This is a genomic window from Kitasatospora sp. NPDC097691 (assembly GCF_040302665.1).
GTDB lineage: Bacteria > Actinomycetota > Actinomycetes > Streptomycetales > Streptomycetaceae > Kitasatospora.
Window position 1 is genome coordinate 1 of sequence record NZ_JBEORY010000079.1, and the last position, 23,535, is coordinate 23,535.

At 68.9% G+C, this 23,535-nt stretch carries 21 protein-coding genes and 2 pseudogenes; 6 read left to right on the plus strand and 17 right to left on the minus strand.

Going from position 1 to position 23,535, the window contains the following annotated elements; genetic code table 11:
• Positions 1-134: 134 nt before the first annotated feature.
• The 7 genes from ABTY56_RS35145 to ABTY56_RS35180 form a co-directional block, all read right to left on the minus strand.
• Positions 135-401, minus strand: coding sequence for an RNA-dependent RNA polymerase family protein (locus tag ABTY56_RS35145; RefSeq protein ID WP_350633488.1), 267 nt, complete (start codon positions 399-401; stop codon positions 135-137).
• A gap of 363 nt (positions 402-764) precedes the next feature.
• A complete protein-coding gene (locus ABTY56_RS35150) occupies positions 765-1,127 on the minus strand; it encodes a hypothetical protein (RefSeq protein ID WP_350633490.1) in 363 nt (120 codons plus the stop codon).
• A 343-nt stretch (positions 1,128-1,470) separates the two neighbouring features.
• Positions 1,471-1,866: a hypothetical protein gene (locus tag ABTY56_RS35155; protein WP_350633492.1), complete on the minus strand. Its 396-nt coding sequence runs from the start codon at positions 1,864-1,866 to the stop codon at positions 1,471-1,473.
• Between the two features lie 238 nt (positions 1,867-2,104).
• Positions 2,105-2,233: a hypothetical protein gene (locus ABTY56_RS35160; protein ID WP_350633494.1), complete on the minus strand. Its 129-nt coding sequence runs from the start codon at positions 2,231-2,233 to the stop codon at positions 2,105-2,107.
• A 128-nt stretch (positions 2,234-2,361) separates the two neighbouring features.
• Positions 2,362-3,425 (minus strand): IS630 family transposase gene (locus ABTY56_RS38930; RefSeq protein WP_502893257.1). Its coding sequence is split into 2 segments (ribosomal slippage): positions 2,362-2,978 and positions 2,978-3,425, totalling 1,065 coding nucleotides; the frame shifts between segments, so codons are not numbered across the junction.
• Between the two features lie 177 nt (positions 3,426-3,602).
• Positions 3,603-4,019 carry a transposase gene (locus ABTY56_RS35175; RefSeq protein ID WP_350633500.1) on the minus strand — a complete coding sequence of 139 codons (417 nt, stop codon included), beginning with the start codon at positions 4,017-4,019 and terminating at the stop codon, positions 3,603-3,605.
• A 163-nt stretch (positions 4,020-4,182) separates the two neighbouring features.
• The gene (locus ABTY56_RS35180) at positions 4,183-4,431 is read right to left on the minus strand and encodes a transposase (RefSeq protein WP_350633502.1); all 249 of its coding nucleotides are present in this window, start codon (positions 4,429-4,431) and stop codon (positions 4,183-4,185) included.
• 467 nt (positions 4,432-4,898) lie between these two features.
• Here ABTY56_RS35180 and ABTY56_RS35185 point away from each other — a divergent pair.
• From ABTY56_RS35185 to ABTY56_RS35200, 4 genes and pseudogenes are all read left to right on the plus strand, one after another.
• A pseudogene (locus ABTY56_RS35185) lies at positions 4,899-5,336 on the plus strand (transposase); the annotation flags it as partial.
• A 218-nt stretch (positions 5,337-5,554) separates the two neighbouring features.
• A complete protein-coding gene (locus ABTY56_RS35190; protein WP_350633504.1) occupies positions 5,555-5,776 on the plus strand; it encodes a hypothetical protein in 222 nt (73 codons plus the stop codon).
• A 138-nt stretch (positions 5,777-5,914) separates the two neighbouring features.
• Positions 5,915-9,001 carry a hypothetical protein gene (locus ABTY56_RS35195; RefSeq protein ID WP_350633506.1) on the plus strand — a complete coding sequence of 1,029 codons (3,087 nt, stop codon included), beginning with the start codon at positions 5,915-5,917 and terminating at the stop codon, positions 8,999-9,001.
• Between the two features lie 22 nt (positions 9,002-9,023).
• A complete protein-coding gene (locus ABTY56_RS35200; RefSeq protein WP_350633508.1) occupies positions 9,024-13,877 on the plus strand; it encodes a hypothetical protein in 4,854 nt (1,617 codons plus the stop codon).
• Between the two features lie 34 nt (positions 13,878-13,911).
• On the opposite strand, the pseudogene ABTY56_RS35205 reads toward ABTY56_RS35200, so the two are convergent.
• Positions 13,912-14,037: pseudogene (locus ABTY56_RS35205) on the minus strand (IS5 family transposase); the annotation flags it as partial.
• Positions 14,038-14,453: 416 nt separating this feature from the next.
• Between ABTY56_RS35205 and ABTY56_RS35210 the strand changes: the two are divergent.
• A complete protein-coding gene (locus ABTY56_RS35210) occupies positions 14,454-14,657 on the plus strand; it encodes a hypothetical protein (RefSeq protein ID WP_350633510.1) in 204 nt (67 codons plus the stop codon).
• A 271-nt stretch (positions 14,658-14,928) separates the two neighbouring features.
• On the opposite strand, the gene ABTY56_RS35215 is transcribed toward ABTY56_RS35210, so the two are convergent.
• The 9 genes from ABTY56_RS35215 to ABTY56_RS35255 form a co-directional block, all read right to left on the minus strand.
• On the minus strand, positions 14,929-15,174 hold the full coding sequence (locus ABTY56_RS35215) for a DUF2283 domain-containing protein (RefSeq protein WP_350633512.1): 246 nt from the start codon (positions 15,172-15,174) through the stop codon (positions 14,929-14,931).
• Positions 15,175-15,361: 187 nt separating this feature from the next.
• Positions 15,362-15,754, minus strand: coding sequence for a hypothetical protein (locus ABTY56_RS35220; RefSeq protein WP_350633514.1), 393 nt, complete (start codon positions 15,752-15,754; stop codon positions 15,362-15,364).
• A 1,629-nt stretch (positions 15,755-17,383) separates the two neighbouring features.
• Positions 17,384-18,796 (minus strand): hypothetical protein, encoded by a 1,413-nt coding sequence (locus ABTY56_RS35225; protein ID WP_350633516.1) that lies wholly within the window; start codon positions 18,794-18,796, stop codon positions 17,384-17,386.
• Complete coding sequence (locus tag ABTY56_RS35230; protein ID WP_350633518.1) at positions 18,796-19,119, minus strand: hypothetical protein; 324 nt, start codon at positions 19,117-19,119, stop codon at positions 18,796-18,798. Before ABTY56_RS35230 ends, ABTY56_RS35225 begins: the two co-directional genes overlap by 1 nt.
• 255 nt (positions 19,120-19,374) lie before the next feature.
• The gene (locus ABTY56_RS35235) at positions 19,375-19,629 is read right to left on the minus strand and encodes a hypothetical protein (protein WP_350633520.1); all 255 of its coding nucleotides are present in this window, start codon (positions 19,627-19,629) and stop codon (positions 19,375-19,377) included.
• Between the two features lie 74 nt (positions 19,630-19,703).
• Entirely contained in the window at positions 19,704-21,302 is a 1,599-nt protein-coding gene (locus ABTY56_RS35240; RefSeq protein ID WP_350633522.1) for a Helicase associated domain protein, read from the minus strand.
• Between the two features lie 3 nt (positions 21,303-21,305).
• Positions 21,306-21,458, minus strand: a complete 153-nt coding sequence (locus tag ABTY56_RS35245; RefSeq protein ID WP_350633524.1) for a hypothetical protein — start codon at positions 21,456-21,458, stop codon at positions 21,306-21,308.
• 131 nt (positions 21,459-21,589) lie between these two features.
• Complete coding sequence (locus ABTY56_RS35250) at positions 21,590-21,877, minus strand: hypothetical protein (protein ID WP_350633526.1); 288 nt, start codon at positions 21,875-21,877, stop codon at positions 21,590-21,592.
• Positions 21,878-21,889: 12 nt separating this feature from the next.
• A complete protein-coding gene (locus ABTY56_RS35255; protein WP_350633528.1) occupies positions 21,890-22,507 on the minus strand; it encodes a TetR family transcriptional regulator in 618 nt (205 codons plus the stop codon).
• Between the two features lie 166 nt (positions 22,508-22,673).
• Between ABTY56_RS35255 and ABTY56_RS35260 the strand changes: the two genes are divergently transcribed.
• Positions 22,674-23,534 (plus strand): enoyl-CoA hydratase/isomerase family protein, encoded by an 861-nt coding sequence (locus ABTY56_RS35260; RefSeq protein WP_350633530.1) that lies wholly within the window; start codon positions 22,674-22,676, stop codon positions 23,532-23,534.
• Position 23,535: the final 1 nt, after the last annotated feature.

A 23,535-nucleotide genomic window follows, 5' to 3' on the forward strand; every position in this document is an offset into this window, starting at 1 on the left:
TCACAGCACACAACTACCGGGACCGCCCCTCCGCCAGCAGGCGAACGCTACTGCTTCACCCGTCCGAGCGACATCACGCATTCAACTTCAATAGCCGCGCGGACCTTGTCCCGCAGCACCCCCAATGCCCGTGCCTATGGCCAGCGTTGCAGGTAGAACCTGCCCCGCCCCTTCCACGACTCCACCTTCCGGTGATGGAATCCGAGGAAATCGAAACCCTGCCCGCCCGCGGTGAGGCAGACGATGCCGGACTTCTCCGGATGCAACCGCATCCCGAGCGCGCCCAGCACCACCGCTGCCAGCTCGCGCGCCTGCTCGGCGCGCTGCCTGATCGGCGACAGGACCACGAAGTCATCGCAGTAGCGCACCAACGTCCCCAGCCGCCGGCCATACGCCTCCATACGCTTGCCACGCCTCGTCGAGGACGTGCAGGGCAACGTTGGCCTTGCAACGGAGAGATCGGCGAGCCCTGCGGGGTTCCCGCCCCGGTCGGGGAGGTCACCCCGCTCTCCAGTACTCCCATCCGCAGCCACGCCCGGATCAACTTCAGCATCGACCGGTCCACCACACGCCGGGCCACCTGAGTCATCACCACATCGTGGTCGATCGTCCCGAAGCAGTCCCGGATGCCGGCGGCGGGGACGGTCGTGCGCGGCGCGGGTCGACGGCGCGAACTATGAGATCCTCGCGCTCGGATCAAGGAGTCGGGAACCTTACCATTTCAGGTCAATAGATAGCAGAGCAACCATTTGGACCGACTCGCTTCAGGTGATCTCCCATGTGACATCCCCGAGAAACTGCGGGTTGTCTGGGTCTGTCACCACGCCGCCCCCCGTGGAGCCACGCTGAGGCAGGCCTCCACTGCTTCCGACAAAATCATTGAGGCCCAGGACAAGTCGCGCATTCGAAGAAAGTCCATCGAAGACGAAAGCGACGGCGTGTCCAGGTCGACCATCCCAATCAAATTCGCCTTGCGAAGCAGGAATGAATACAGAGGCGCCGCGCCACTCGCCGAGGAGTCGTTCGATGCCGGGTGGAGCGGATTCGATGGTCATGTTGATGAATTGAGAGCTGGTGGAGTCGTTGTCATCCGTCAGCTTTACATCAACATTGAAGTCAAAAGACATGGGGCCTCTCCCATAAGTCGCGTTGGCGTTAATATCAAAGACGTGGTGAAGCGGGGTCGGATGCTCTGCCCTATCTGGGCAAACGCCATGACTTGACGACCTGCGCTACCGACCCGACTAAAGGAGGTCGCGTGCGCCTCGCGCATGAGGTTCTGGACCGTGGAAAGGACCGCCAAGTGGATCTCTCGTTGTCGCGGTCCCGCAACATAAGGGCTTTTCATCCCAGGATTTCTCGGCCAGCCTCCTCACCCGAGACTACCCTTATGTGGAAGAGCCACGGGTCGCGCTTCGACGTCAGGGTGTCCACGTCGTGGGGCAGCGCTCAGTCGCGCTCAGCCGACAGTCATACTGTGAACACGCGCGCGGAGACCTCCGGGCCCGACGTGACGATGGCGTAGGCGCACTCGCCGGTCGGATCTCCCGCGCCCTTCGGCGGGAAGTTGCTGAACTCGATCCAGGCGGTGCTGGTGTCCCCCTCGTCCCAGGTAATCGTGCCTGAAGCGTCAAAGCTCTGACTTCCGGAGGGGTCCGTGATCCTGACCGTTACGTCGACGGCCTCTCCCCTGGAGTTCTCCACCTTGAAGTCCACGGTCAGTGACGTGCCAGGGGTGGAAAGCGCGGTGCCCGTCACCGCTTGGCTGCTAACGTTGAAGCTGCTACCAAGCTCGGTGGACGTGGTGTCTCTCACCTCCTGTACCGTCACGTTGAACGACTGCGGGTTGGGCATGACCTTGGCCATGACGAGCCTCTTTCAATTGGGTGGATGCGCACCTGTCGGCCACGGCGCACGGGCATAGCGAGCCGCCCGAGCGGCGCGGATGCAGGGGACGTGTGGTGGTGTTTGTGAGTCCGATGTCGCTCCCGGTCCAACAGGCCTCCGCGCTAAGCGTTTCGCAGTTCGCTGTTGGCTGCAAGCTGGTGGCCACGCCCGCAACCAGGGGCGTTTCAAAGTCTCGGTGATCACGTAAGTCAGCGGGTCAGGAGATGTTCAGCAGCTCCAGCGGCCGGTTGAAGGGGTCGTAGGAGACGTGGCGGAGTCCGGCGGCGATGTTGCGGTGTCCGTGCTCGCGGAGCGTGTTGATCGCCAGGCTGCGCAGGGTCGCCATGTTCTCGGATCCATGGCCGGTGCGGATCTTCGAGGCGTCCTCGTAGAAGGCAGTGTCCCGGACGAAGTGGAGCCGGTTCTCGATGGTCCGCTGCGACCTGGCTACTGAAGTTGAAAGCGTGATGTCGGTCAGCCGTCGAGGATGAGTCCGGTGCCGAGGAGGCATCCGTCGACCAGGTCCGGGCGGTACTGGATGCGCTTGAGTCTGCGCTTCACGGCCCGTGTGATCTGGTCGAGGTCGGCGGCGGCGAGGTTTCCGATATCGCGCTTGACCAGGGACCAGACGCCCTCGGTCGGATTGAGGTCGGGGGCGTAGGTCGGCAGCTGGAACACCGTGAGCCAGTCGGCATTCGCGGCGATGAACTCTCGCATCCCTACTGTCAGGTGGAGGCGGAGGTTGTCCCAGACCAGGACGATCGGACCGCCGAGCTGGATCCGGGCACGGACGATCAGGTCGCGGAAGTCCCGCCAGCCGAAGCCCTTCGGCTCGTTCTTGCGACCCCGGTACTCGCGCACCGCGTAGATCAGCCGGGACCGCTCGCCCGGCTTGAAGCAGGTCATCCCCGCCGTCGACAGCCGTCCGGAGCCCCGGGCCCGTACCCGCACGACCGGGGTACGGCCGATCCGGCCCCAGGTCCTGGCGCGCGGCGGAGTCATCGACTGCCCGGCTTCGTCCTCGAAGACCAGCCACGCGTTGCGCTCCGCCGCGATTCTGTTACCCGCGGCCAGGTCTCCTCCCGCCACACCTCGACAGCACCGTCGTCGCGCTCGACCGCGCGACGGGCCGGCTGCTGCCACGACCAGCCGAGCCGTTTGAGCAGCTGCCACGTGCCCTCGACCGTGTACGAGACGTGAAACAGCCGGCCGATCAGCGTCTTGATCCGCGCGAGCGTCCACCGCTGGTCCGCCCACCCGTGGGCGAGCGGGCCGCGCTCCAACTCCCTTTCCAGCCTGGCGAGCTGGCCAGGTCCGAGCCTCGGGCGCCCCGGTGACCCCTTCGACTGGACGCCGGCCTCTCCGCGCTCGCGCCAGGCCCGCCGCCACCGCTCGACCGACCGCTCGCTGACCCTCAACGCGGCGGCGATCTCCCTGTTCTTCTGCCCCGACTCGAAGCGTTCCACGGCCTGCAACCGGATCCGCTCCCGCGCGGCCCTCCCGGTGTCGGTCAGACCGCCACCCTGCGCGTACCTCACGCCAACAGAGCTACCGGAGGAGACCGGTGGCCGTCAGGCAAACAGCCCCGACATCACCCTTTCAGGTTCAGTACGTCCACGAGCGGCTGGCGATCTTCGCCAGCTGGAAACAGAGCATCAGCCACCGCGCCAGTCCCCGACCCTACTTACTGGGCGTTTCGTCCCCGGACCTGATGCTCAGGTGCCGCGCCAGGTCGGGGTGGACTCGCCGGTGAGTCGGCGGGTCATGAGGCTGATCATTGCGACATGGACCATGGCTTCGGAGCGGGCCGGGAGGGCCTCGTAATCGCGGGCGAGGCGCCGGTGATTCATGAGCCACCCGAAGGTCCGCTCGACGATCCAGCGACGGGTTGGACGACAAATCCCCTGGTGATGGGGTCGCGGCGGACGATCTCGACGTGGATGCCGAGGGTGGCGCCGTGCTCGACGACGGCGGTCTTGTAGCCCATGTCGACCCAGGCCTTGCCTATGGTCGGCCGCGACCGTGGTCAGCAGTTGCCGGCTGGCGGCGTTGTCCTGGAGGCTCGCGGCCGTGACCAGCACCACGAGCAGCAGGCCGATCGTGTCGGTGAGGATGTTCCGCTTCCTGCCCACGATCTTCTTCCCGATCGACGCCCTGCGTGGCGGTGGGGACGTTGGTGGAGGTCTTCACGCTCTGGGAGTCGAGGATGCACGCCGTCGGCTCCGGGCCACGGCCTTCGGCGGTGCGGACCAGGCGTCGGAGAAGGCCGTTGAGCTGCTCGAACACTCCCTCTTTCTACCAGCGGGCAAAGTAGGCGTAGACCGCTTCCCAGGGTGGATAGTCGTGTGGGAGGTAGCGCCAGGGGATGGGGGTGCGGTCGACGTACAGGATCGCGTCCAGCAGGTCGCGCAGTTCGTGCTCAGGCGGCCGGCCGAAGGCGAGGGCCCGTTCGGTTCGGGCCTTACGCCAGGCGGTAAGGGTGGGCTCGACCAGGGCCCAGCGGGCATCGGACGAGTCGCTCGGATACGCTCGACGGTCCGTCATGATGACGGCATACTGCGGGATCGCCACGCTACCCAGGGCTCGCGGCTCTCGAGAGACAAACACTCTCAGGCCCGGCTTCCAGGGATGAGACAGGAGGAAGCACACAGTTCCGGCGGACATTCGTGCCACAGCGGCCCTCCTGTCACCAGTGCCCCAAGCGCCACCGGATGTGAGCAGCCTGGGCGCTCCAGAAACCGGGACCAAGCCGCATGTTTACGGGTTAAACGCCCAGTAACTGGGCGTTTCACTCGTAATCGGGATGGTCCATCCCGATTTCCGGGGAGCCCGGGCTGCCAGCATTCGGTGACGCTTGGGATCCTGGTGACGGAAGCGTCACTGTTGCGCCTATGCCCGCCGGAACTGCGCGGTTCCTCCTGTCTCGTCCCAGGAAGCCGGGCCTGTTCGTTCCTGTCCCCCGAGCGCCGCCAGCTATGGGCAGACCCGGAAATCCGCAGTATGCCGTTGTCATGACGGAACGTCGACCGTATCCGAGCGACCTCTCCGACGCCCGTTGGGCCCTGGTAGAACCCACCCTCACCGCCTGGCGCCGGGAGAGGACCGAACGCGCCCTCGCGTTTGGCCGGCCGCCCGAGCACGAACTGCGTGACCTGCTGGACGCGATCCTGTACGTCGACCGCACCGGCATCCCCTGGCGTTACCTTCCCCACGACTACCCGCCCTGGGAGACCGTCTACGCCTACTTCGTCCGATGGCAGAAGGAAGGAGTGTTCGAGCAGCTCAACGGCCTCCTGCGGCGCCTGGTCCGCGCCACCGAAGGCCGTGATCCGCAGCCCACGGCGTGCATCATCGACTCCCAGAGCGTGAAGACCTCCACGAACGTCCCCATCGCCGGCCAGGGCATCGATGTCGGGAAGAAAATCGTCGGCAGGAAACGTAACATCGTCATACCCGGCCTTCCCCACCGGCAGGCCGCTGACCTGCGGTGGGGAGTTTCGCCCCGGGGTCGCTGGTCTGTTTCGCCGCGGCCGCTGGTGAGTTTCGCCCCGGGGCTGGTGAGTTTCGGGTGTCGTCGCAGGTCAGCGGCCGCTTAGAACGGCCTGCTGTACGCCGTCCGGGTGGCGGAGGGGTTCGGCGCGGTGGCGGGGTGGGCAGAGCCTGCGACATGACGACACCCATCACGAGGCGCCGCCGTCACCGCCGTCCGGCCGCGCCCACCGCGTCCGTGCCTGCCTTCCCGGTCCGCGCCGGATGGCCGCCGGCCCCGGCCCGGCCGGGCAGCGCCGGGTGCTGCCCGACCTGGTCCAGCGAGCACCTGACCCCGGGCGGGGTGGTCGTCCGCACCACCTGGCACGAGCCCGCCTGCCCGGTCTGGGCCCGGCGGTGACCGCCGGCACGGGGGCCGGGCCGGCCCGGGTGCGGGTGGGCACACAGGCGCTGGTCGAACCGTTCGGGGTCGTCCGCACCCCGGCCGGAACGCGGCTCGACCCGACCGGGACGGCTGCGATGGTTCGACGGCGTCGGCATGGCCGTCGTTGTCGTCGTGCTGGACAGGGCGATCGGATCGGAAAATTTGCTGCTCCTGGCCGTCAGTGCTGCCATAGAAGTTGAGGAAATCTCCCGGTCCTCGCCTCGCTGCCGAGTTCGTGAGGACCGTTGGGCGGAGCTGAGGCAGATGACGTCCTTCTCCTGGAGCGTGCTGAGACCGCTCGACATGTTGGCTGTGCGATTCGAGTTCTTCAACCTCCTTCTAGTGAGAAGCGGACCGGCAGTCCCACGACTGGTGCGGGAACAGCCCGGGGAGGAAGCCGTCATCGTCGTCCACTTTCCGCCGCAGCACACAGCCGAGGCCGTGGCCACTGGGGCGGACTTTCCCTCGATGCCGATGCTCGGGCGCGTGGCGGGGGCCAGTCGGCTGGCGTTCCGGCTCCGCTCGGGTGTTGACCACCTCCCGTTCACGCTGGAGGCTCTGTTTGACTGGACGTCAGTGGAGCCCAACCTGGTGCCGGTGGCCCAGCAACGCAGGGGCACGGTGTTCGAGGGCCTGGCCCAGGCGCCGCCGTTGCGCCCGCCGGCGGCTACCGAGACGGCGATCGAGCTGCCGTACCGGCTTGTCCTGTCCCCGCATCCAGGCGGTGGCTGGGCGCACTCCGTCCAGCCGGTGACCCACGAAGGGCGGACCGAGCTGTGGCACACCCGACTTGGAGTCGTCCGCACCGGGCCGGACGGCGCGGTCTTTGTCGACGAGGAGCAGGCGGGGGACCGCTACGTCCGGGCAGTGCTGGCCCTGGAGCCGTTGGACAGCACGAACGACATCGGTACCACGCTGACTGCGCAGGCCCGTAGCGAGATCGTCACACTCTCCGGAGACTTCGCGCAGACCAAGGACGGTGTCGCCTATCGGCCCGATCCGATCGAGATCGATCGGCTGATGCTCTCCGCGCGGGGCGGTTGGATACGCGCACACGGCGACTGGGACGGACCGGTCGACCTGCGCCAGTGGCAGCACGTGGCTACCCAGGGCCGAGACCACTACGTACGGACCGTGGAAGAGGGCCTGCTCTACCCGTTCGGTCACCGGGCCGCGCTCGTCACAATCTCCGAGCGGGTCGTCGAGCGGCTGGGCGGCCAGGACGGAGCGCCTGTCGCGGTATTGCGCCAGAGGAAGTTCATCGTGGTGCGCGAGCCAGTGAAGACGTACCAGGGGGAGGCGTTCCCGCATGGCTCGCATGAAATGCCGTTTGCGCGGGAGCTGCGCATCGTCACGCTCTCTATGCCCATCGGCACCGAGGACGTCCCTGAAAGTCACGGGGCGCTCTGGGTGATGAAGGAACCCCCACCCCTGGCCAGTTCCGCCGCGGCGGGAGGCCCAGCGCTGTTCCATCTCGTCGGGACGGACAGTGCCGGAACGCAGAGCGACCTCCAGGCAGCTATGATCTTCGTCCCCCGGAGCGTCAGCAACCCGGATCCTCACGACCCCATCCTCGGGCAGATCTTCCTGCGGGCCGTGGCGACCGCCTACGCCGACACTCCCGGTGACACTCCGGACGGACGACGCCGGATCACGCTCAACGGCGCGCGGATCGCCTACGCCCCTCCGGCAGATCCGGCCCAGCCGGGCGACACCACCCTGGTCACGTCGGCGCTCACCTTCAGCGCCCACCTCATCGATCCCGCCCCAGGCCCGCAGCCCGCGCTACCCTTCCTGCCGTTCCTCGAATCCGCGCAGGTCCACATACCGGCTATCGAGCAACTCGCAGGTACTACTGGCGACGTCAAGATCGGCTTGGCCCAGGCGTTCCTGTCGTCCGACCTGGACGCAGCCGCGAACCCGGCCCAACTGTTCGCGGAAGTCGCGCCGGACACCTCGCTGAACCTGGCGCTACCTGCGGAGCGCGGGGCGGCGCTGGCTCGCCCCGATCTGACGGTGCGCGGGCTGTCCCGCAGCCTCGGGCCGGTGGCGGGCGACCTCGGGCAGCTCACCTTGGGTGTGTTCGACGCGAGTTCATTCTTCGCCGAGAGCGCCAAACTACTCGGAGCCGTCTCGGTGGGCGACCTGGTCGCTGAGGTCTTCAGCGAGACTCAGTTCCCCAGGATGCTGAGTCACACGACGCCGGACGCAGTGGTCGCCGCCTTTGACTGGGAGCCCAAAATCGCCGACGATACGAAGATCGTGCCGCTGAAGTCACGTCCTCCCGGCATCTCACTGAAGCTGCACACCCGGCTGGAGCGGCCGCTGAACGGCGATCCGACCCGCTCGTCCGTCTCCGCCACGTTGTCGAACTTCACCTTCTCTTTCGCTGGTGTCCTTGAGGCTCATTTCGACGCGCTGTCCTTCCGATCGGAGAACGGCGGCCAGCCGATCGTCAGCGCCGATCTTGCCGACGAGGGCATCGTCTTCGATTCTCCGCTGGAATTCCTCAACATTTTCCGCGACTTCATCCCGTCGGATGGTTTCAGCGACCCGCCGGCACTCGCGGTCAGCCCCTCGGGTGTGACGGTCGGGTACTCGCTAGCCCTGCCGGCGCTGCCGCTGGGCGTATTCGAGCTGGAGAACGTCCGGCTGGGCGCGAGTCTCAACCTCCCCTTCCGCAACGGCCTAGCCAGCCTGCGGTTCAACTTCGCCGAGCGGCACGACGAGTTCCTGCTGACCGTTGAAGGCCTGGGTGGCGGCGGCTACTTCGCACTGGCGCTCGGACTCGACGGGATCGAGATGATCGAGGCGTCCCTGGAGTTCGGGGCAGCCGTCGCTTTGGACTTCGGAGTGGCGAGCGGCAGCGTCTCGGTCATGGCGGGCATCTACTTCCATCTCGAGACCAAGCAGACCGAGTGCAGCGGCTACCTGCGGATGCACGGCGAGGTCGAGGTTCTGGGCCTGGTCAGCGTGTCGCTTGAAGTGCTCATGAGCCTGAGGTACATCGACGAGGCCGGCAGCCCCCACCGGATCGAAGGCGTGGCCACGGTGGTGCTCAAGATCGATCTGACACTTTTCAGCAAGGCGGTCGAGTTCACGGTACGGCGCAGCTTCGCCCAGAGCGCCGGTGACCCCAGCTTCGGCGACGTGATGCCCGAGGCCGACGACTGGGCCCGTTACGCCAGTTGCTTCGCGTGAGCGCCTAAGGAGGTGGGAGAGGATGCCCGAGAAGTTGATCTGGACGGCACTCCCCAACGGCCTGCTGGGCACCGGGGAGAGCCGCCGACTGCAGCTGTCGGTTCTCGTCTCCCCACGTCTGACGGCGGTGGACGGAGCTGACGCGGTACTCGGCGCCTTCCCTGATCTGCGGCATTGGACGGCGACCGTAGCAGATGCCGAATTCGCCTTGCAGATCGGCGATGTGGTCGCGGCTGACGGCCTGCGGCCCCACAACACCCTCCACCCTGAACTCTGGGAAGCCCTCTTCACCGACCAGACGCCGGTGCGCTCGCATGTCTACGACGACGTACGGTCGAAGTACACAGTGGTTTCCTACCCGTGCCTGCGGGTGGAACAGCAGATCCGCGGTCTGTACGCAAGCGTCGCATCCGCGACGTCCGTCGGTCTTCCACCCAGCGAGAGCGGGCGTGAGGGCCGGGATCACGATCTACTGCGGAGATCCCTGTCGGCATGGGGGTTCGCGCCTTCCTCCTCGGACACTACCGCCAGCGCCTCTGTGGCCGCCTTCCGGAACTTCCATGACCGTCCGCAACGGCCACATGCTCCACTCCCAAGCACCCCACAGCAACTTGCCGGACTTCTCGACTTCCACCAAGTGGTTGCTCTCCTCGGCGACTACCCTGAGCTGCTTCGCCGTCTGGGCCTGGTCCTCGACCTCGACGTCCCGGTCGGCGCCCTTCCGGCGGCCTCGACAGCGCGCCCACTGCGGCTGCTGCCGCACCGAGGACCGGCAGACCGAGCCGGCCCGGCATCCGACATCTCCGTGATCACCAGCACGCTCTGGGACGGCAGTACCTTCACGGCCGCCAGCTCCGAGCCGAACTCTCAACCGGGCCTGCTCGCCCTGGACGAAAACCGGTTCGGCCTTGTCCAGATCGACGTGGACAGCGCGGTACACAAGCTCACCCACCTGGCACTGAATCTGGAGGCCATCGTCGCACGGCCGTCCGGCGACCCGCCGCGCGGAGCGGGTCTGCCGGTGCTGCGCTCCGCCGGGTTCTCGCTCGTCCGCTCCGGTCGCAAGGACGCCCTCGACGAAGAGTTCAGCCGGGCCAAGACGCAGAACACTGTGCTGGAGGCGTCCCAGCTCCCCGTCCTGGACGCCGGACAGCTGGTGCGCGGCTACCGAATCGACATCTGGGACTCCGTTTCAGGCGAGTGGCACGCACTCTGCCAACGGATCGGCATGTACCGCTTCGAGCGCACCGGTATGCAACTCGCATCGATCGAAGACGAAGGATTCGTACAGCTGTCGGCCGCGGGCGTGCCGACCGAGCCGGACCACCCGGACCAGCTGCCTGAGCTATACCTGCACGAATCAATCCTGCGCTGGAACGGCTGGAGCCTGGTCGCGCCGCCTCGCGGCCTCACCATACCAACCGATGCCGCCCCCAGAGCTCCGGAGCAATCGGAGAACGCCGCCGTCACCACCTCAGGGCTGAAGACCGCCTTCATACCAGTCCCCGGGTCGCTGCCAAGTCTTCGGTTCGGGGTGGGATACCGGCTGCGGGCCAGGGTGGTCGATCTGGCCGGGAACAGCCCAACGGTCCACGAGGCCGCAGACGTTCCCGCGATACCGGCTGCGCCGCCCGGCCAGGCCTACTTCCGCTTCGAACCGGTTCCCTCACCCGTAGTGGTGCTGCGCCGGGCTCTGAAGGCGCAGACAGACCCCGGTGAGTCGCTGGACCGGCTGGTCATCCGCAGCACCAACACGAGCCCGGGAGCGGACCAGGTGCCGACCCCGGAAGCGGCCGAGCGCCATATCGCCCCGCCCCGCATCACGGTCGCTCTCGCCGAGGCCCACGGTGCGTTCGACGACGAGAACGGCAAACTGCGCGGCGACCCGAGCACATACAAGATGATCCGGGACCGTGACGGCGCCCACCTCGGCCAGGACGGCACCGTTCCGATTGCGTCGGAAGAGCAACTGGAGTTGCCCTGGCTCCCGGACGTCCTGGCCCGGGGCGCAGCCCTGCGCGGCCTGCCAGGGGCCCCCAGCGGAATGATCGGAAGGGTCGGTGACGATGGCCGACTTGCCTACGTTGCCATGGAGTTCCCCCAGCCCGACAGCGTCACTCACATCGACTTCGGTCCGTCCTCCAGGTGGCCGGCCATGCTGCCGCTGCGCCTGGTGGTGCAGGACGGCGCGGGGCCGCCGCACTGGGACGCGCGGCGCCGGGTGCTCACCGTCGAGCTGCCCAAGGGCGAGGAGGCCGATGTGCCCCTCAGTTGCTTCTTTCGCACAGCCGATCTCGAACTCCTGGGCGTGTGGGACTGGATTCGCAAGGAGCTCGCAGCCCAGACCGCCGAGGACCCACGTTCCGCTGTCCTGGAAAACATGGGCGAGCAAGTCCTGCTGCTGGCACAGCGGGCTCTGGAAGGCGGTCACTGGGCCCTGACCCCAGCCCGCACGCTGACCCTGGTACACGCGGTGCAGCAGCCACTGGGCACACCGGTCATTCGGGAGCTGATGGCCGAGCGCGCCATCGGCGCAACCGACGCGCGGCTGCGCGGAGCCGTCCAGGTCCATCCCACCAGCACCGGCCGGGTCGACCTGGTGGGCCGATGGGAGGAACTGCCTGGTGCGGCAGCATTTCCAATGCGACCCCGGCAAGCGGAGGACGCCGCCGCCGAGTTGCGGCTGCCCCACGACACCGTGCCGGGCGCGGTCCTGTTCGGCGGCCAGCAGGTCGCCATCTACAGTCCGGACACCGGCGTGATCGACTTCCATCCGTTGGTGCACCGCTTCGGCGACACCAAACATCGTGCGGTGCACTACCGCGCCGTCGCGACCAGCCGTTTCTCGGAGCACTTCGTACGCCAGGCGCAGCTGGCACTCCTCGGCACGGCTCCCACGGTCCTGGATCCGGGAGGCGTCAGCAGACGCTCCGAGACGGTACGCAGTGCGGACGGTGCCACCACGTTCGTACGGGCCGAGGATGGCCACGGGGACTACCTCATGGACTGGCAGGCCGGAAGCATCGCTCGCTCGACTGACAGTGCCATCGCCGATGGACAGACAGTCCAGGTCGAGTTCCTGCCGCCGGTCAATCGCGACAGCGAGGAGGTGCTGGTCCACGTCCCGAGCTCGGCCAGGCCGGCTGCGCCTCGTGTGCTCTACGTGGTGCCCTCCTTCGAGTGGCGGCGACAGACCGGGACCAACCTGCTGGCCAGCCACCGGCGCGGACACTGGCTGCGGGTTTACCTCGACGGGCCGTGGTTCTCCTCCGGCCAGGGCGAGCAGCTCGGCGTGCTGGTCTCCGACGCCCATGACTCGTCCGGGAGCCTGTCTCGCTACAGCACCCTCGTCGGCCTTGATCCACTGCGCGGTCCTAGCGAGTCTCCGAGCCTTGAGTTTCCGCGCGGGACGCAAGACCCGAGTGGCGGCCTGACCCTGGACGAGCTGCCGCCCACAGCCGACAATCGGGTCGAGGTGTACGGCCACGACGTCGCCTTCGACGCTAACCGGGGCCTTTGGTACTGCGACATCCAGGTCGCTGTGCCATCGTCCGTGAACAGCCCGACGCCCTTCGAACCCTTTGTCCGGCTGGCCTTGGCCCGATATCAGCCTTTCTCTGTCGTCACCCCAGGCGACCTCCCGGAGCAGGGCCCGCGCGACGTCAAACTCTCCCGGGTGGTGCTGGCTGACTTCGCCCAACTCCCGGCCGATCGCTCACTGCTGGTGACGTACGATCCACACCTCCCGGGCCGGCTGCGCGTGGTCGTGTCCGGCGACAGCTATTCGAATACCCGCGACTCGGACGGCCCCAGCACGGTCGAGGTCGCCGTCGAGGAACGCGATGCGGGTCTCGACGGCGAGCTGGGCTGGTTGCCGGCCCAAGGCGTCACCGTCACGCCCGACGCTCCGCCTGCCGCACCGGAGCCCGCCTCCCTCCTGTGGCGCGGTGAGGTTGTACTCCCCGAGGACCGGACCATTGACGAGTTCCGCCTCGTGGTCCGGGAACGCGACACTCTCACGGCCGACGGCCTCGCGCGCTCGGACCGGCTGCTCTATGCCGACGCCGTGGAGCTCGAATCACTCGCCACCAGTACTAGGCCAGCCTCTCGCACGGATGACTTCCTGTCAGCCGCCGCTGCTCTTTTGGCGCAGTCCGCAGGGCTTGCTGGCAACAATCAGCTGTCCGAGGCGGTGGCCCCTGCACGGGCCGCAGTGGACGTCCTGCACGAGATCCAGCCACCACCGAATCACGAAGCCAAGTACCTCTCGTTCCTGGCGGACGCGTTGCTCAACCTGGTGAGCCGGTTGGAAGCTGCTGGACGTCCCGGCGAAGTGGCGCCGTTCGCTCAGGAAGCCACCCAGGTCTACCGACAGGCTGCACACGTCTCCACGGGTGAATCCGTGATGCAGATCGCCGCATCTCTGATGGCATTGTCCGCGCTGGAAGATCTCGTCTCCCTGAAGGCGGAGGCGGCCACAGCCGCGCAGGCCGCAGTGGACGTCCTGCACGATATCCAGCCACCACCCGGTCACGAAGCCGACTACTTCGCCTTGCTCGCCGAGGAGTTGCTCAACCTGGTGAGCCGGCTGATCACCGCCGGACGTCCCGGCGAAGTGGCGCCGTTCGCTCAGGAAGCCACCAAGGTCTACCGACAGGCTGCACACGTCTCCACGGGTGAATCCGTGATGCAGATCGCCGCGTTTCTGTTGACACTGTCATCGCGGGTAGCTGCCGTCTCCCTGAAGGCGGAGGCGGCCACAGCCGCGCAGGCCGCAGTGGACGTCCTGCACGATATCCAGCCACCACCCGGTCACGAAGCCGACTACTTCGCCTTGCTCGCCCAGGCGTTGCGCACCGTTGAGCAGATCCATTAGCCCTAATTGGGCGTTTCATCCCTGTGTTCGGAGCTCATTTTCCGCGCCGTGTGGGGGTGGTTTCGCCGGTGAGTCGGCGGGTCATGAGGCTGATCATTGCGACGTGGATCATGGTTTCGGAGCGGGCCGGGAGGGCTTCGTAGTCGCGGGCGAGGCGGCGGCCAGGAGGTCGAGGTGGGACAGTCCCAGCGTCCCAGGCCGCGGGTAAGGCACTGTCACCTCAGGAAATAGGGTGGAACAGCCCCAGCCCCCTGACCTGTCCCAATCCCTGGCACCCTCTGGCGCGGCGAGCAGAGCGGGCCCGCGGCAAGCGGCCGAGACGAGCAGGACGGGGGCGACGGGGGCGGGCGACCAGGGCCGGCGGGGCGGCGGCACGGGCGGCGCCGACCAGGATCGGCGGCACGGGCTGGGCGGGCTGGCTCGGTGGCCTGGCAGCTGGCGCAGCCCTCGTACGCCGCGCGGAGGGGCGCAGCGGGCGGCCGCCGCCCCGAACGGCAGGCACGGCAAGCAGACCGGCGAGCGGGCCGCAGCGGCGGCTACAGCCCTACAGGTGATCTTGTCGGCTACGTTTCGTCCGTGACGAATCAGCAGCAGAGCGGCGGCCAGGGCGACATCCACGACATCCGTGAGTGCGGTTGGTGTGGGGAGGAGACGACCTACCCGCCGCGGCGCTGCGAGGACAGCTGGGAGTTGTGCGCCGCGTGCGGCACGTGCTTGTGCGACGACGAAGAGGGCGACGAGGTCTGCCGGAAGTACCGGGACCAGCCGCGCCGGTGCTGACGACAGCGTGCTCCTGGTGGTGCTCGTCGTCCTGGTGCCCGTGGCTGGTGGGGTCGTCGGCCAGAGGTCATGGCGGTACGGGATCCGGATGACGTGCGGTACGTGAGTCCGCGACTGCCGGCGGGGACGGCGGGGAACGACGAGCTCCTGGTCGACGTCGACGGCGAGCGCCACAACGACGAGCGCCCGGGCCCCGCACGCCTCGCACCGCGCACTGCCCGAACCGCCGCCGAGCACCATGCGTGCGCGCGCACCGTGCCGTCGCCGGCCTTCAGGCGCCTGAGGTGTCCAGACGCTCGGACGACCCGAGCAGATACTCGGGCAGCTTGGAGCCGGCCGCCAATACCTCGATACCGATAAGGCGTCCCTGCGCGTCGAAGTCGAGGTTGATCATTCCGCCGACCCCTGCAGGATCGCAGGGGTACATGTGCGAGGACCTGGCGCCGGCCTGCGGATCGGTCAGGTAGACGTACGCCGCGTCCGCCGTCTTGTCGTAGGTGACTCTGAGGTCTGCCACAGCTGGCTCGCTCCTTTGATGTGTGGTGCCGGCGCAGTCGTCGTCCGTACTGGAGCTTCACCGGACTCGCGCTGAACAAGGCGTAGTTGAAGAAGGTGGTGCGCAGCGGCGCCTGGTTCACCGCGTACAACGGGCAGTCCGGTGGGCGGTCCGCCCTGGGGTGGGTGGTGCCGGTGGGGGTGAGGCGCTAGCGTGCCCAGGTCTCACAGTTCAGCCGACGGGCCTCCGCCCTCAGGACGTCGAGCGCGGCCCGGAGCCCGTCCACCGCCGTCTGGAATGCCTGCGTCGTCTCCGGGCCCAGCGCCTGGGAGGGCACGATGTCCGCACCGTTCGGGTAGTCGTCGACCACTGCGGCGAACCGTATCCAGGCATTGCGGTAGAGCGCCGTACACCGCAGGAGCTCGCCGCTGCACTCCGCCCACACCGCTGTTGCCATCGTCCCTTTGGTACGGGCCAGGAGGTGGTTCATCTCTGCGTAGGCGGCGATCAGCTCCCCGGTCAGGGCCTGCCGGTGAGCGCCGGCATGAGGGTGGGCCAGTACCTCGATGAAGTCCCGGTAAGGACCGGTGTGGCTGTCCACTGCGCGGTTCCCCTCGTTGTGCACGTCCGTGTGCGGGTGGTCCGGCGGCTACTTGGGGGCCGTGATCGCGTCGCATGCGGCGGGTGCGGTCGGCGGCGGCCGGGTCGAGGGTGGCGGGGCTCGCTTCGGCCCAGGCCGGGAAGTCCACCGAACCGGCGGTGTAGTGGTCGGCCCAGAAGCAGATTGCGTTGACGAGCAGCGCCTCGGTCCAGACTCCGCACGTGAGCCGGCCCTGCGGGTCGTACGGGTCCCGGGCCTCGACGTCGGCCGGCGGCACCGTCCAACTGCCGTGCGGGGACTGTATCGCGGCGATCGCGACCGTCATCGCCGCGCCGGGATCGGTGATGGTGCCCCAGGCCCCGGCGATGGTAAGGCCTCCGCCGGAGTCGGCGGTGTACCTGGCCGACAGGCTGCCGTCGAAACTCCCGTGGTCGGTCGGCTGCGGGTTCGCCGGGATGTCGATGCGCACCCGGGCGGGGCGCTCCGCCCGATAGCCGCCGGGAAGGGATGGCGGAGCGGTCATCCGCAAGGAACCCGGGGCCGCGCTTGCGCGGCTGCTGGCCACTGCCGCAGCGGTCTCCCTCGGGGAGCCCGGCGCCGTGCTCGCGGGACTGCCGGCCGCCGTCGCCGCGGGTGGCAACGACGATCCGTCTGCGCAACCCGTCGACGTCCCCGCCAGCAGAACCACGACAGCGATCCCCGACACCGCCTTCACGGCACGTACACCCACCCCAGCCGTCATGATCGCATCGTAGGGTCCCCGAAAGGACGCCCCCAAACGGTTTTCCCGCCCAACCCGGCCGCGGAAGAAGGCCACTCCAGGGCGGGTGTGATGCCGGTCGGGGCTGACGCCCGTGTCCCGCCCTCCGCACCGGCCGCGCCACGTCACTCCTGAGCACTCGCGGCATGACCGCGTTCTCGGGCGCCGTAACCCGGGCGGCAGCTCCCGGGTTCACCGGGCATGACGACGAATGCAGCCGCCCTGCCCGAACGCGACGCGGGCGCCGGTCCCGCCGCAGAACATGAGCTGCGCGGTCCCGGACCGGCGCGACCGGGAGTCGGCGGTGCAGGAGGTGCTCGCCGTGGCGGCGGAGGCCGGGCGCCGGGCCGCCGGGTGGGTGAGCGCCGTGGCCGGGCGGCAGTCGGACGGGCGGCACCGGATCCGCCTGGAGCGGGCCGCCGACGCGATCACGCAGACCAGCGGACGGGAGATCGTGCCCAGCAGCGACGGCCGGCTGGACGAGGAACTGCGCTACGACCTTTCCGCGGACGTCATCGCGGGCCACCCCACACCGACGGGCCGCTGGTCCTGGATTCCGGTGAGCGAGTCGTGCTGGCGGCGGTGTGCGCGCTGGTGGCGGCGATGCCGGTCACCGTCCTGGGCGACCCGGTACGCGAACTGCCCTGCTCTGCGCAGCGCTCGACGACGCCCTCGCCATCGCCGAGCCGCAGACGGCAGCGGGGTCGCAGGGCGCCGGGGGCCGCGCGGAACGCTTCGCCGGGCTGGAGGAGTAGCGGGTGGCGTCGTCCGGGCCTGTGGTTTCGTCGCCGCAGCCGAGGTGGGGCAGACAAGGCGCCGCTGAGGTCGGGATTCCGCGGCATGGCCCCGCGGCTTCTGCCGCGGGGCCCCTATCGGCGGCCGACGATCGCGTTGGCGGCGGCCTGCCGGAAGTGCGGATCATCGAGTCGGCCCGGTGTGCCGACCGCGATCGATCCGGGTGCCGAGGACCAGTCGACCTTCGTGGTGTTGTCCAGGGGGGTGCCGGCGACGATGTATCCCGACCCGTCGGCGGAAGCGGCGACCTCGCTCAAGTTGGCGTTCCCGTTCCGGTGGGAGGCCCGCAGGGCGTTGTACGTGCCGTAAGTCCCGCTGTCGCGTGGAGAACCGAGGAATGCGCTGGGGGCGGTGTCCCCGGGCAGGCCGAGGCTCGTGAAGACGATGCTTGCCGTCGGCTTCGTGGGGTCCGCCTTTCCCGCCGCGACGGCCAGGCCGCGCGCGGCGGCGGCGTCCGCGGGCAGGGTGCCCACCGCGGGGTTCGCCGGCACGTAGGCGGCGATGTTGGTGGCAGTGTCCGGGTTGCCGTAGGCGATGACGGCGCCCGGCGCGTGGTTGACCGTCAGTGGGTTGTCCACGCTGAGCAGGAGCTGGGGCGGGACGCTGGGGGTGTCGATCTGCTTCTGGAGGGCGTCGAGGCCGGCAAGGTTGGCCTGGGTGGCGTTCTGCGGCGGGGTCGGGCCGCTGATGTCCTGGGCCAGCTGGGCGCGGAGCTGAGGGAGCCAGGCCCGGTTGGCCTGGTCCCGCGTTTCGGCGGGCAGGCCGTCCAGGGCGCCGATGCGGCCCGGGTGGTCCTGGAGGAACTGGCGGCGGGTGGCTTCGTCCAGCCCCTGCCACCATGCCCGGTTGGCTTCGGGGTTCCCTTCCCCGTACCCCATGGACTGGTCCACGTCCCGGTCGAGGTCGCGGGCGTCCTTGGTGGACTTGGCGACGTCGTCGGGGAAGTAGTCGCCCTCGCTCTTGGCGGTGGTGTCGAACTGGCCCAGTGCCGCTGACAGGCGCCGGTCCACGGAGGCCGCATCCTCGCAGAACGCGGTGATGTCCGTCACGAGCCGGTCGCGTGCGACCTCCACCTCCTTGCGCCACTCGGGGTCGTTGCGGGAGTGCTGGTCGGGTGGCAGGACCCGCACGACGGTGCCGGTGTCGCTGTCCACGACCTCCAGGCAGTTGCCGGTCGCCTGCCCGATGAGCGCCTTCTGGCGTAGCTGCAGGAGAAGGAGCTCGTCGATGGCGTCGGTCAGCACCCGGCGCAGGTCCTCGACCATCTGGTCGACGAGGAAGAGCTGATTGGTGCGGTCCTGGAGCGCGGTGTCGGTCGCGGCCTGCGCCGTACCGTGCCAGCTGCAGTTGGCAAGGTTGCGCTGCATCGTCTGCCAGCCGACGATGCGCTGCTTGAACTTGGCCTCGAAGGCGGCCAAGGCCTGTACGGTCGCCCTGAGCTTGCCGACATCGGTCGCTTTCACCACGCCCCAGTAGGTCGGCGCCATCAGCTCGGTCCCCCCGCCTCGTTCTGCGTCCCCGCCCCGGTCACCGTCGAAGTGGCGGTGGCATCCGCGTTCTCGTAGGACCTGGCAATCATGTTGAGGTTGCCGGCGGCCTGCGCCAGCCGGTTGGTGGTGATGGAATCGATGTGCCGGCCCAGGTCGTACACCGCGTTCTTGGCCGGCTCCTCGAACCACCAGTTCGGCAGGCCCAGGTCCGGCCGTACCTCCAGCTCCTTGGGCCAGTCCTCCTGGATCTCCTTCGCGACCGCGTAGCCGGCGGTCGCCGCGTCACGCAGGTCCTGCGGATTCACCTTGAACCCTGACATCCCCTCAGCCCCCCTCAGGCCCCTCCGGCACACGAGTTGTGTGATCGAACCGGCGCCCAGCGTAAACGACGAACCCGAACAAGCTCAGGCCGAACGACATGTCCGCGGTCGGCAACGGCGGCTCGGCGGGTGCGGGTGTCACGCTCGGTGTGTCGGGCGGGGCCTGGCGATGTGCGAGGAGATCGGCGACGACGCCGGTCGGGAGTCGCCTGGAGGCGACCCGCTGTGCGGGCCGCCCCGTGGCGGTTTGTGGTGTTACCGGTCGGTGGTGCCGTGGTGGCGGGCCTCGATCCAGTCGCCTTCCTCGTACTGGCTTTCCAGGGACCAGCCGCAGGTGGCGCACTCGGCGCGGGCTTCCCAGCAGACGTCGGGGCCGTCGTCCTCGTCGCAGTCGTGGCCGGCGTCCAGGACGGTGCCGTCCCCGGCCGGCTCGTCGCCGCCCTGTCCGCAGGCGCCGCATTCCCACTGGGCGTGCCAGGACACCGCGGGCGGCTGCTGGATGGTGGTCACGTCTGCCCTCCGGGTCGGGGGCGGGTGGCGGCGCCGTTCCTGGCGGACCGGCGCCGCTGGGAGGTACCGGCAGGTCAGCCGGTGACCATCTCGGCGTGGCGGTCGAGCGCGTCCAGGAGGGCGGCCTGCCGGCCGGTCAGCTTCCCGCCGGTGCGGGCCTTGTCCTGCTTGCGCAGCCACGCGCCGGGGCGAAACGCCGGGTCGTCGCCGAGTCCGGTGCGGTTCGCGGGGCCGTCGAGGGTGCCGCCGGCGGCGAGGTAGGCGAGCAGGCGGCGGTAGGAGCGGTTCCAGTCCGGCTCCAGGTGCCACAGCTCGTCCAGCACGTCGAGCTTCGCCGCCTGCTCGCCGGTCAGGTTCTCCGCGCGGCGCTGGCGGCGCATCCACGCGCCGACCGCGTAGCCGTCGAGCTTCTCCGCGGCCGGGATGGCGAGGTGGCCGTGCCGGGCGGCCCAGGCCTTCGCGTAGGCGTGACCACGCCCCCAGGCGTTGGCATGCATGTCCCAGATCATGCCGGGCGCGTCCAGCTCCGACACCCGGGCCGCGTCCAGCAGACCCCGGCCGTTGAGGTAGCGCTGCCGGTCCAGCCACGACACCAGCTCCCCATGCGCCTGCTTGTCGGTGGCATCGAGGTGCCCGTGCTCCAGGTGGAACACCGCCGCGACGGCATGCATACGCTGCCACTCGGTGGCGCGCGGGTTGAACGCCCGCAGCTTCACCGACTGCAGAATCCGGCCCGCGTTGCGCCGGGCGTCGATCCGCAGCCACTCCACCGGCGAATCCGCCGCCGCTGCCCGCTGCTCCCCCTCGTCGGCGTCGGCTCCGGGCGTGACCGTGGTGACGGGCTGGGCCTGCGCCCGGGTCGCGCGCAGCTCGGTGATCCGGCCGACGACGCGGGCGTCGTGGGCGGCCAGGGCGCGCAGGACCCGCCAGATCATGCGGAAGGAGCTCGCTTCGATCTCGGTGTCGGCCTCGGCCTTCACCGCTTCGCCGGCCTCGCGGACCTCGGCCGGGTCGGCGGCCGCCGTGTCGTCGCCGACCCCGGGCGTCGGGAGGTAGACGGGGATGACGACCCTGGAGACCTTGCCCTGGCGGTAGGACTGGCGCAGCGCGCGGCCGACGGCCTGGACGATGTCGATCACCGAGGACTTGGGGTCGGCGAAGCAGACGGCGGCGACGTCGATGCCCTCGGTCAGGAGGCGGGAGTTGCACAGGATGCCGCACTCCTCGCCTTCGGCGCCGGGGCACTGCCGGGTGTGGGCCTTGAACTCCGAGAACGCGGCCCGCCGGTCCCGCAGGCGGTCGGTGCCGGCCACCGCCTTCGCCCAGATCCGCTCGGGCCGGTCCTCCTGCGCCAGCAGCGCGCAGGCCTGCGGCAGGGTGTCGGCGAACTCCCGCGCCCCGGCCACCCGGGAGTGGAACGTGATGACACGGCGCACCCGGACGCCGGCCTCCGCGCTCTCCAGCGCCTCCTCCCGCGAACAGGCCGCCACCGCAAGTCCCCGGCGCCCGCCCCGCAGCGACCACGCATCGGCGGTCTGCTCCAACAGCTCGATCGTCGGCACCAGCACCAGCACCACACCCCGCGCGGCCAGGCGACGCGCGCACCCGGCCGCGATCAGCGTCTTGCCCGAGCCGGTCGCGGCGACGACCGTGGCGCGGCCGCCCGCCTTCACGGCCTACACCGCGGCGGAGACAGCCTCCTTCTGGAACCAGTGCAACGGCACCGGGTTCGGACTGCCGGCGGTCGGCTGCGCCGGGACCGGCAGCACCAGAGTGGGCGGCGCGGCCGGGACGGCGGCCTCGGCGGCGGTGATGGTCGTGGTGTCCACGGCGGTGCGTCTCCTTCGTGTGCCGGGCGGTACGGAGAGGGGTTACCAGGGCGGTTCCGGCCTACGACGCCGGACGGCGCAGCTGCAGAACCGTGGCCGACCGTCGAGGGAAAGGCTGGTGAGGAAGGCGGTCACCGGGCCACCTCGACGTACACACCGTCACGGTCCGGGTTCCAGGTCGGCACCTGGTGGGCCTGGGGGAAGAGGAAGTAGTACGGGTCGTCGACCGGCTGGGCGTCGATCGTCGCGGGCCCGGAGCCGATCTCGACGAGCGCGGTGCGCACGGTGCGGGCGACGAGCAGCCACGCTTCCTGGGTGTAGGGGTGGACGCTCTCGATCGGGCTGGACTCCGACGACGCGATCACCGCCGCCGGGTCGATCACTCCTTTCGGCCGCTTCGGCACCGCCGAGGAAGCCACCGCCTCAGCCCTCTACAACGGAGCGTCCGCCTGCTGGCATGCCGGGGTCGAGAAGGCGGCGAACGCAGCGTCCAGGAGTCTGCCGAGGTCCTCTTGGCCGCCGCTCGCACCCCATCGCCCGAGGACGATCCACAAGACTTCGAGCGCCGCCGCTACGCGAACGTTGGCGATGACCGATGACCCGTCGGTCGAGGAGGTCGTCTTCTGCAGTCGGGCGACGATCTCCGGTCGCCATTCCGCCTGCTTCTCGCGGACGCGTGCGCACAGGGCTGGGGTCTGCTCGATGAGGCCGAGGATCGTCACGAGTTCCCGAACGTCGCCCACGAGGAACCTCACGGCTGACTCCAGGGCGTTGCGCAGCCTGCTCCAGTCGTCCTGGTTGGCCCGCTCGGCATCGAGCGCGTCAGTGATGACGCCACAGACAGGGTCGAAGACGAACAGGACCACGTCTTCCTTGGTGCCGAAGTAGCGCAGGAAGGTGCTCCGCGACACTCCGGCGGCTTCGGAGAGGTCGGCGAAGGTGACCTGGTCGAAGCCGGTGAGGCAGAACCGGTTGAACGCGACGCGGGCCAGCTCTGCTCGCACCGCGTGGCGGCTGATCTCACGGGTACCGACTGGCGCTGCGCTCATGGGGACGAGTGTACTCCGACACACTCGCTTGCTTTCTCGAACACAGGTTTCTAATCTGACACTCAGTGTCAGTCACGACGCTGAGATTCGTGACACTGTCCGTGACACTGTCCCCAGCCGGCGGCCCGGTCACAGACAGTCCCTTACCGCGATATGGAGCCACCTCATGAGCTACGAAGACCTTCCCGCCCTGACGATCGACGTCTCGGACGGGGTCGCGACGGTGACAATCGATCACCCGCCGCTCAACCTGATGGACGCGGTCCTCCTGCCGTCACTCCGGGCATTCGTCGCACGTGTGCGGGACGACGGCGACGTCCGCGTCATTGTCTTCGAGAGCGCCGACCCGGAGTTCTTCGTTGCGCACGGTGACATGGCGTACCTCACCGACCCTGACGCGCTGCCTGCAGCCACTCGCGCTGCGATCGCGGCCGCGCCGGGCTCGACCGTCCCGGAAGGCCTGAACATCCTTCAGGCGATGAGCGAGGAGGTCCGCTCGCTGCCGCAGGTCACCATCGGCAAGCTGGCGGGCTTCGCGCGCGGCGCGGGCAACGAGTTCTTCATGTACCTGGACATGCGATTCGCGGCAATCGGCAAGTCGGGGCAGGGGCAGCCGGAGTCCTTGATGGGGATCCTCCCCGGAGGCGGCGGCACGGTGAACATGACGCGCCTGGCAGGAAGGGCCCGCGCGCTGGAGCTCATCCTCGGCGCCGAACTCGTGGGTGCGGAGCTCGCGGAACGGTACGGCCTGATCAACCGTGCCCTGCCCGCCGCAGAACTCGATTCCTTCGTCGACAGCCTCGCCCGACGGATCGCCGGCCTCCGACCGGAGGTGATCTCCATCACGAAGGCCGCGGTCGACGCGGTCGCGCCGCCGATTCCGCACGCGGCGTACGCCGTTGAGAACGAGGGCCTGTTCGCGGCGTTCGGCGATGAGGTCACCGAGCTCGCCCACAAGCTCCTCGCCGCTGGCATCCAGACCCGCGAGGGCGAACGGGACCACGAGCGCATCGCCAACAGCATCTGAG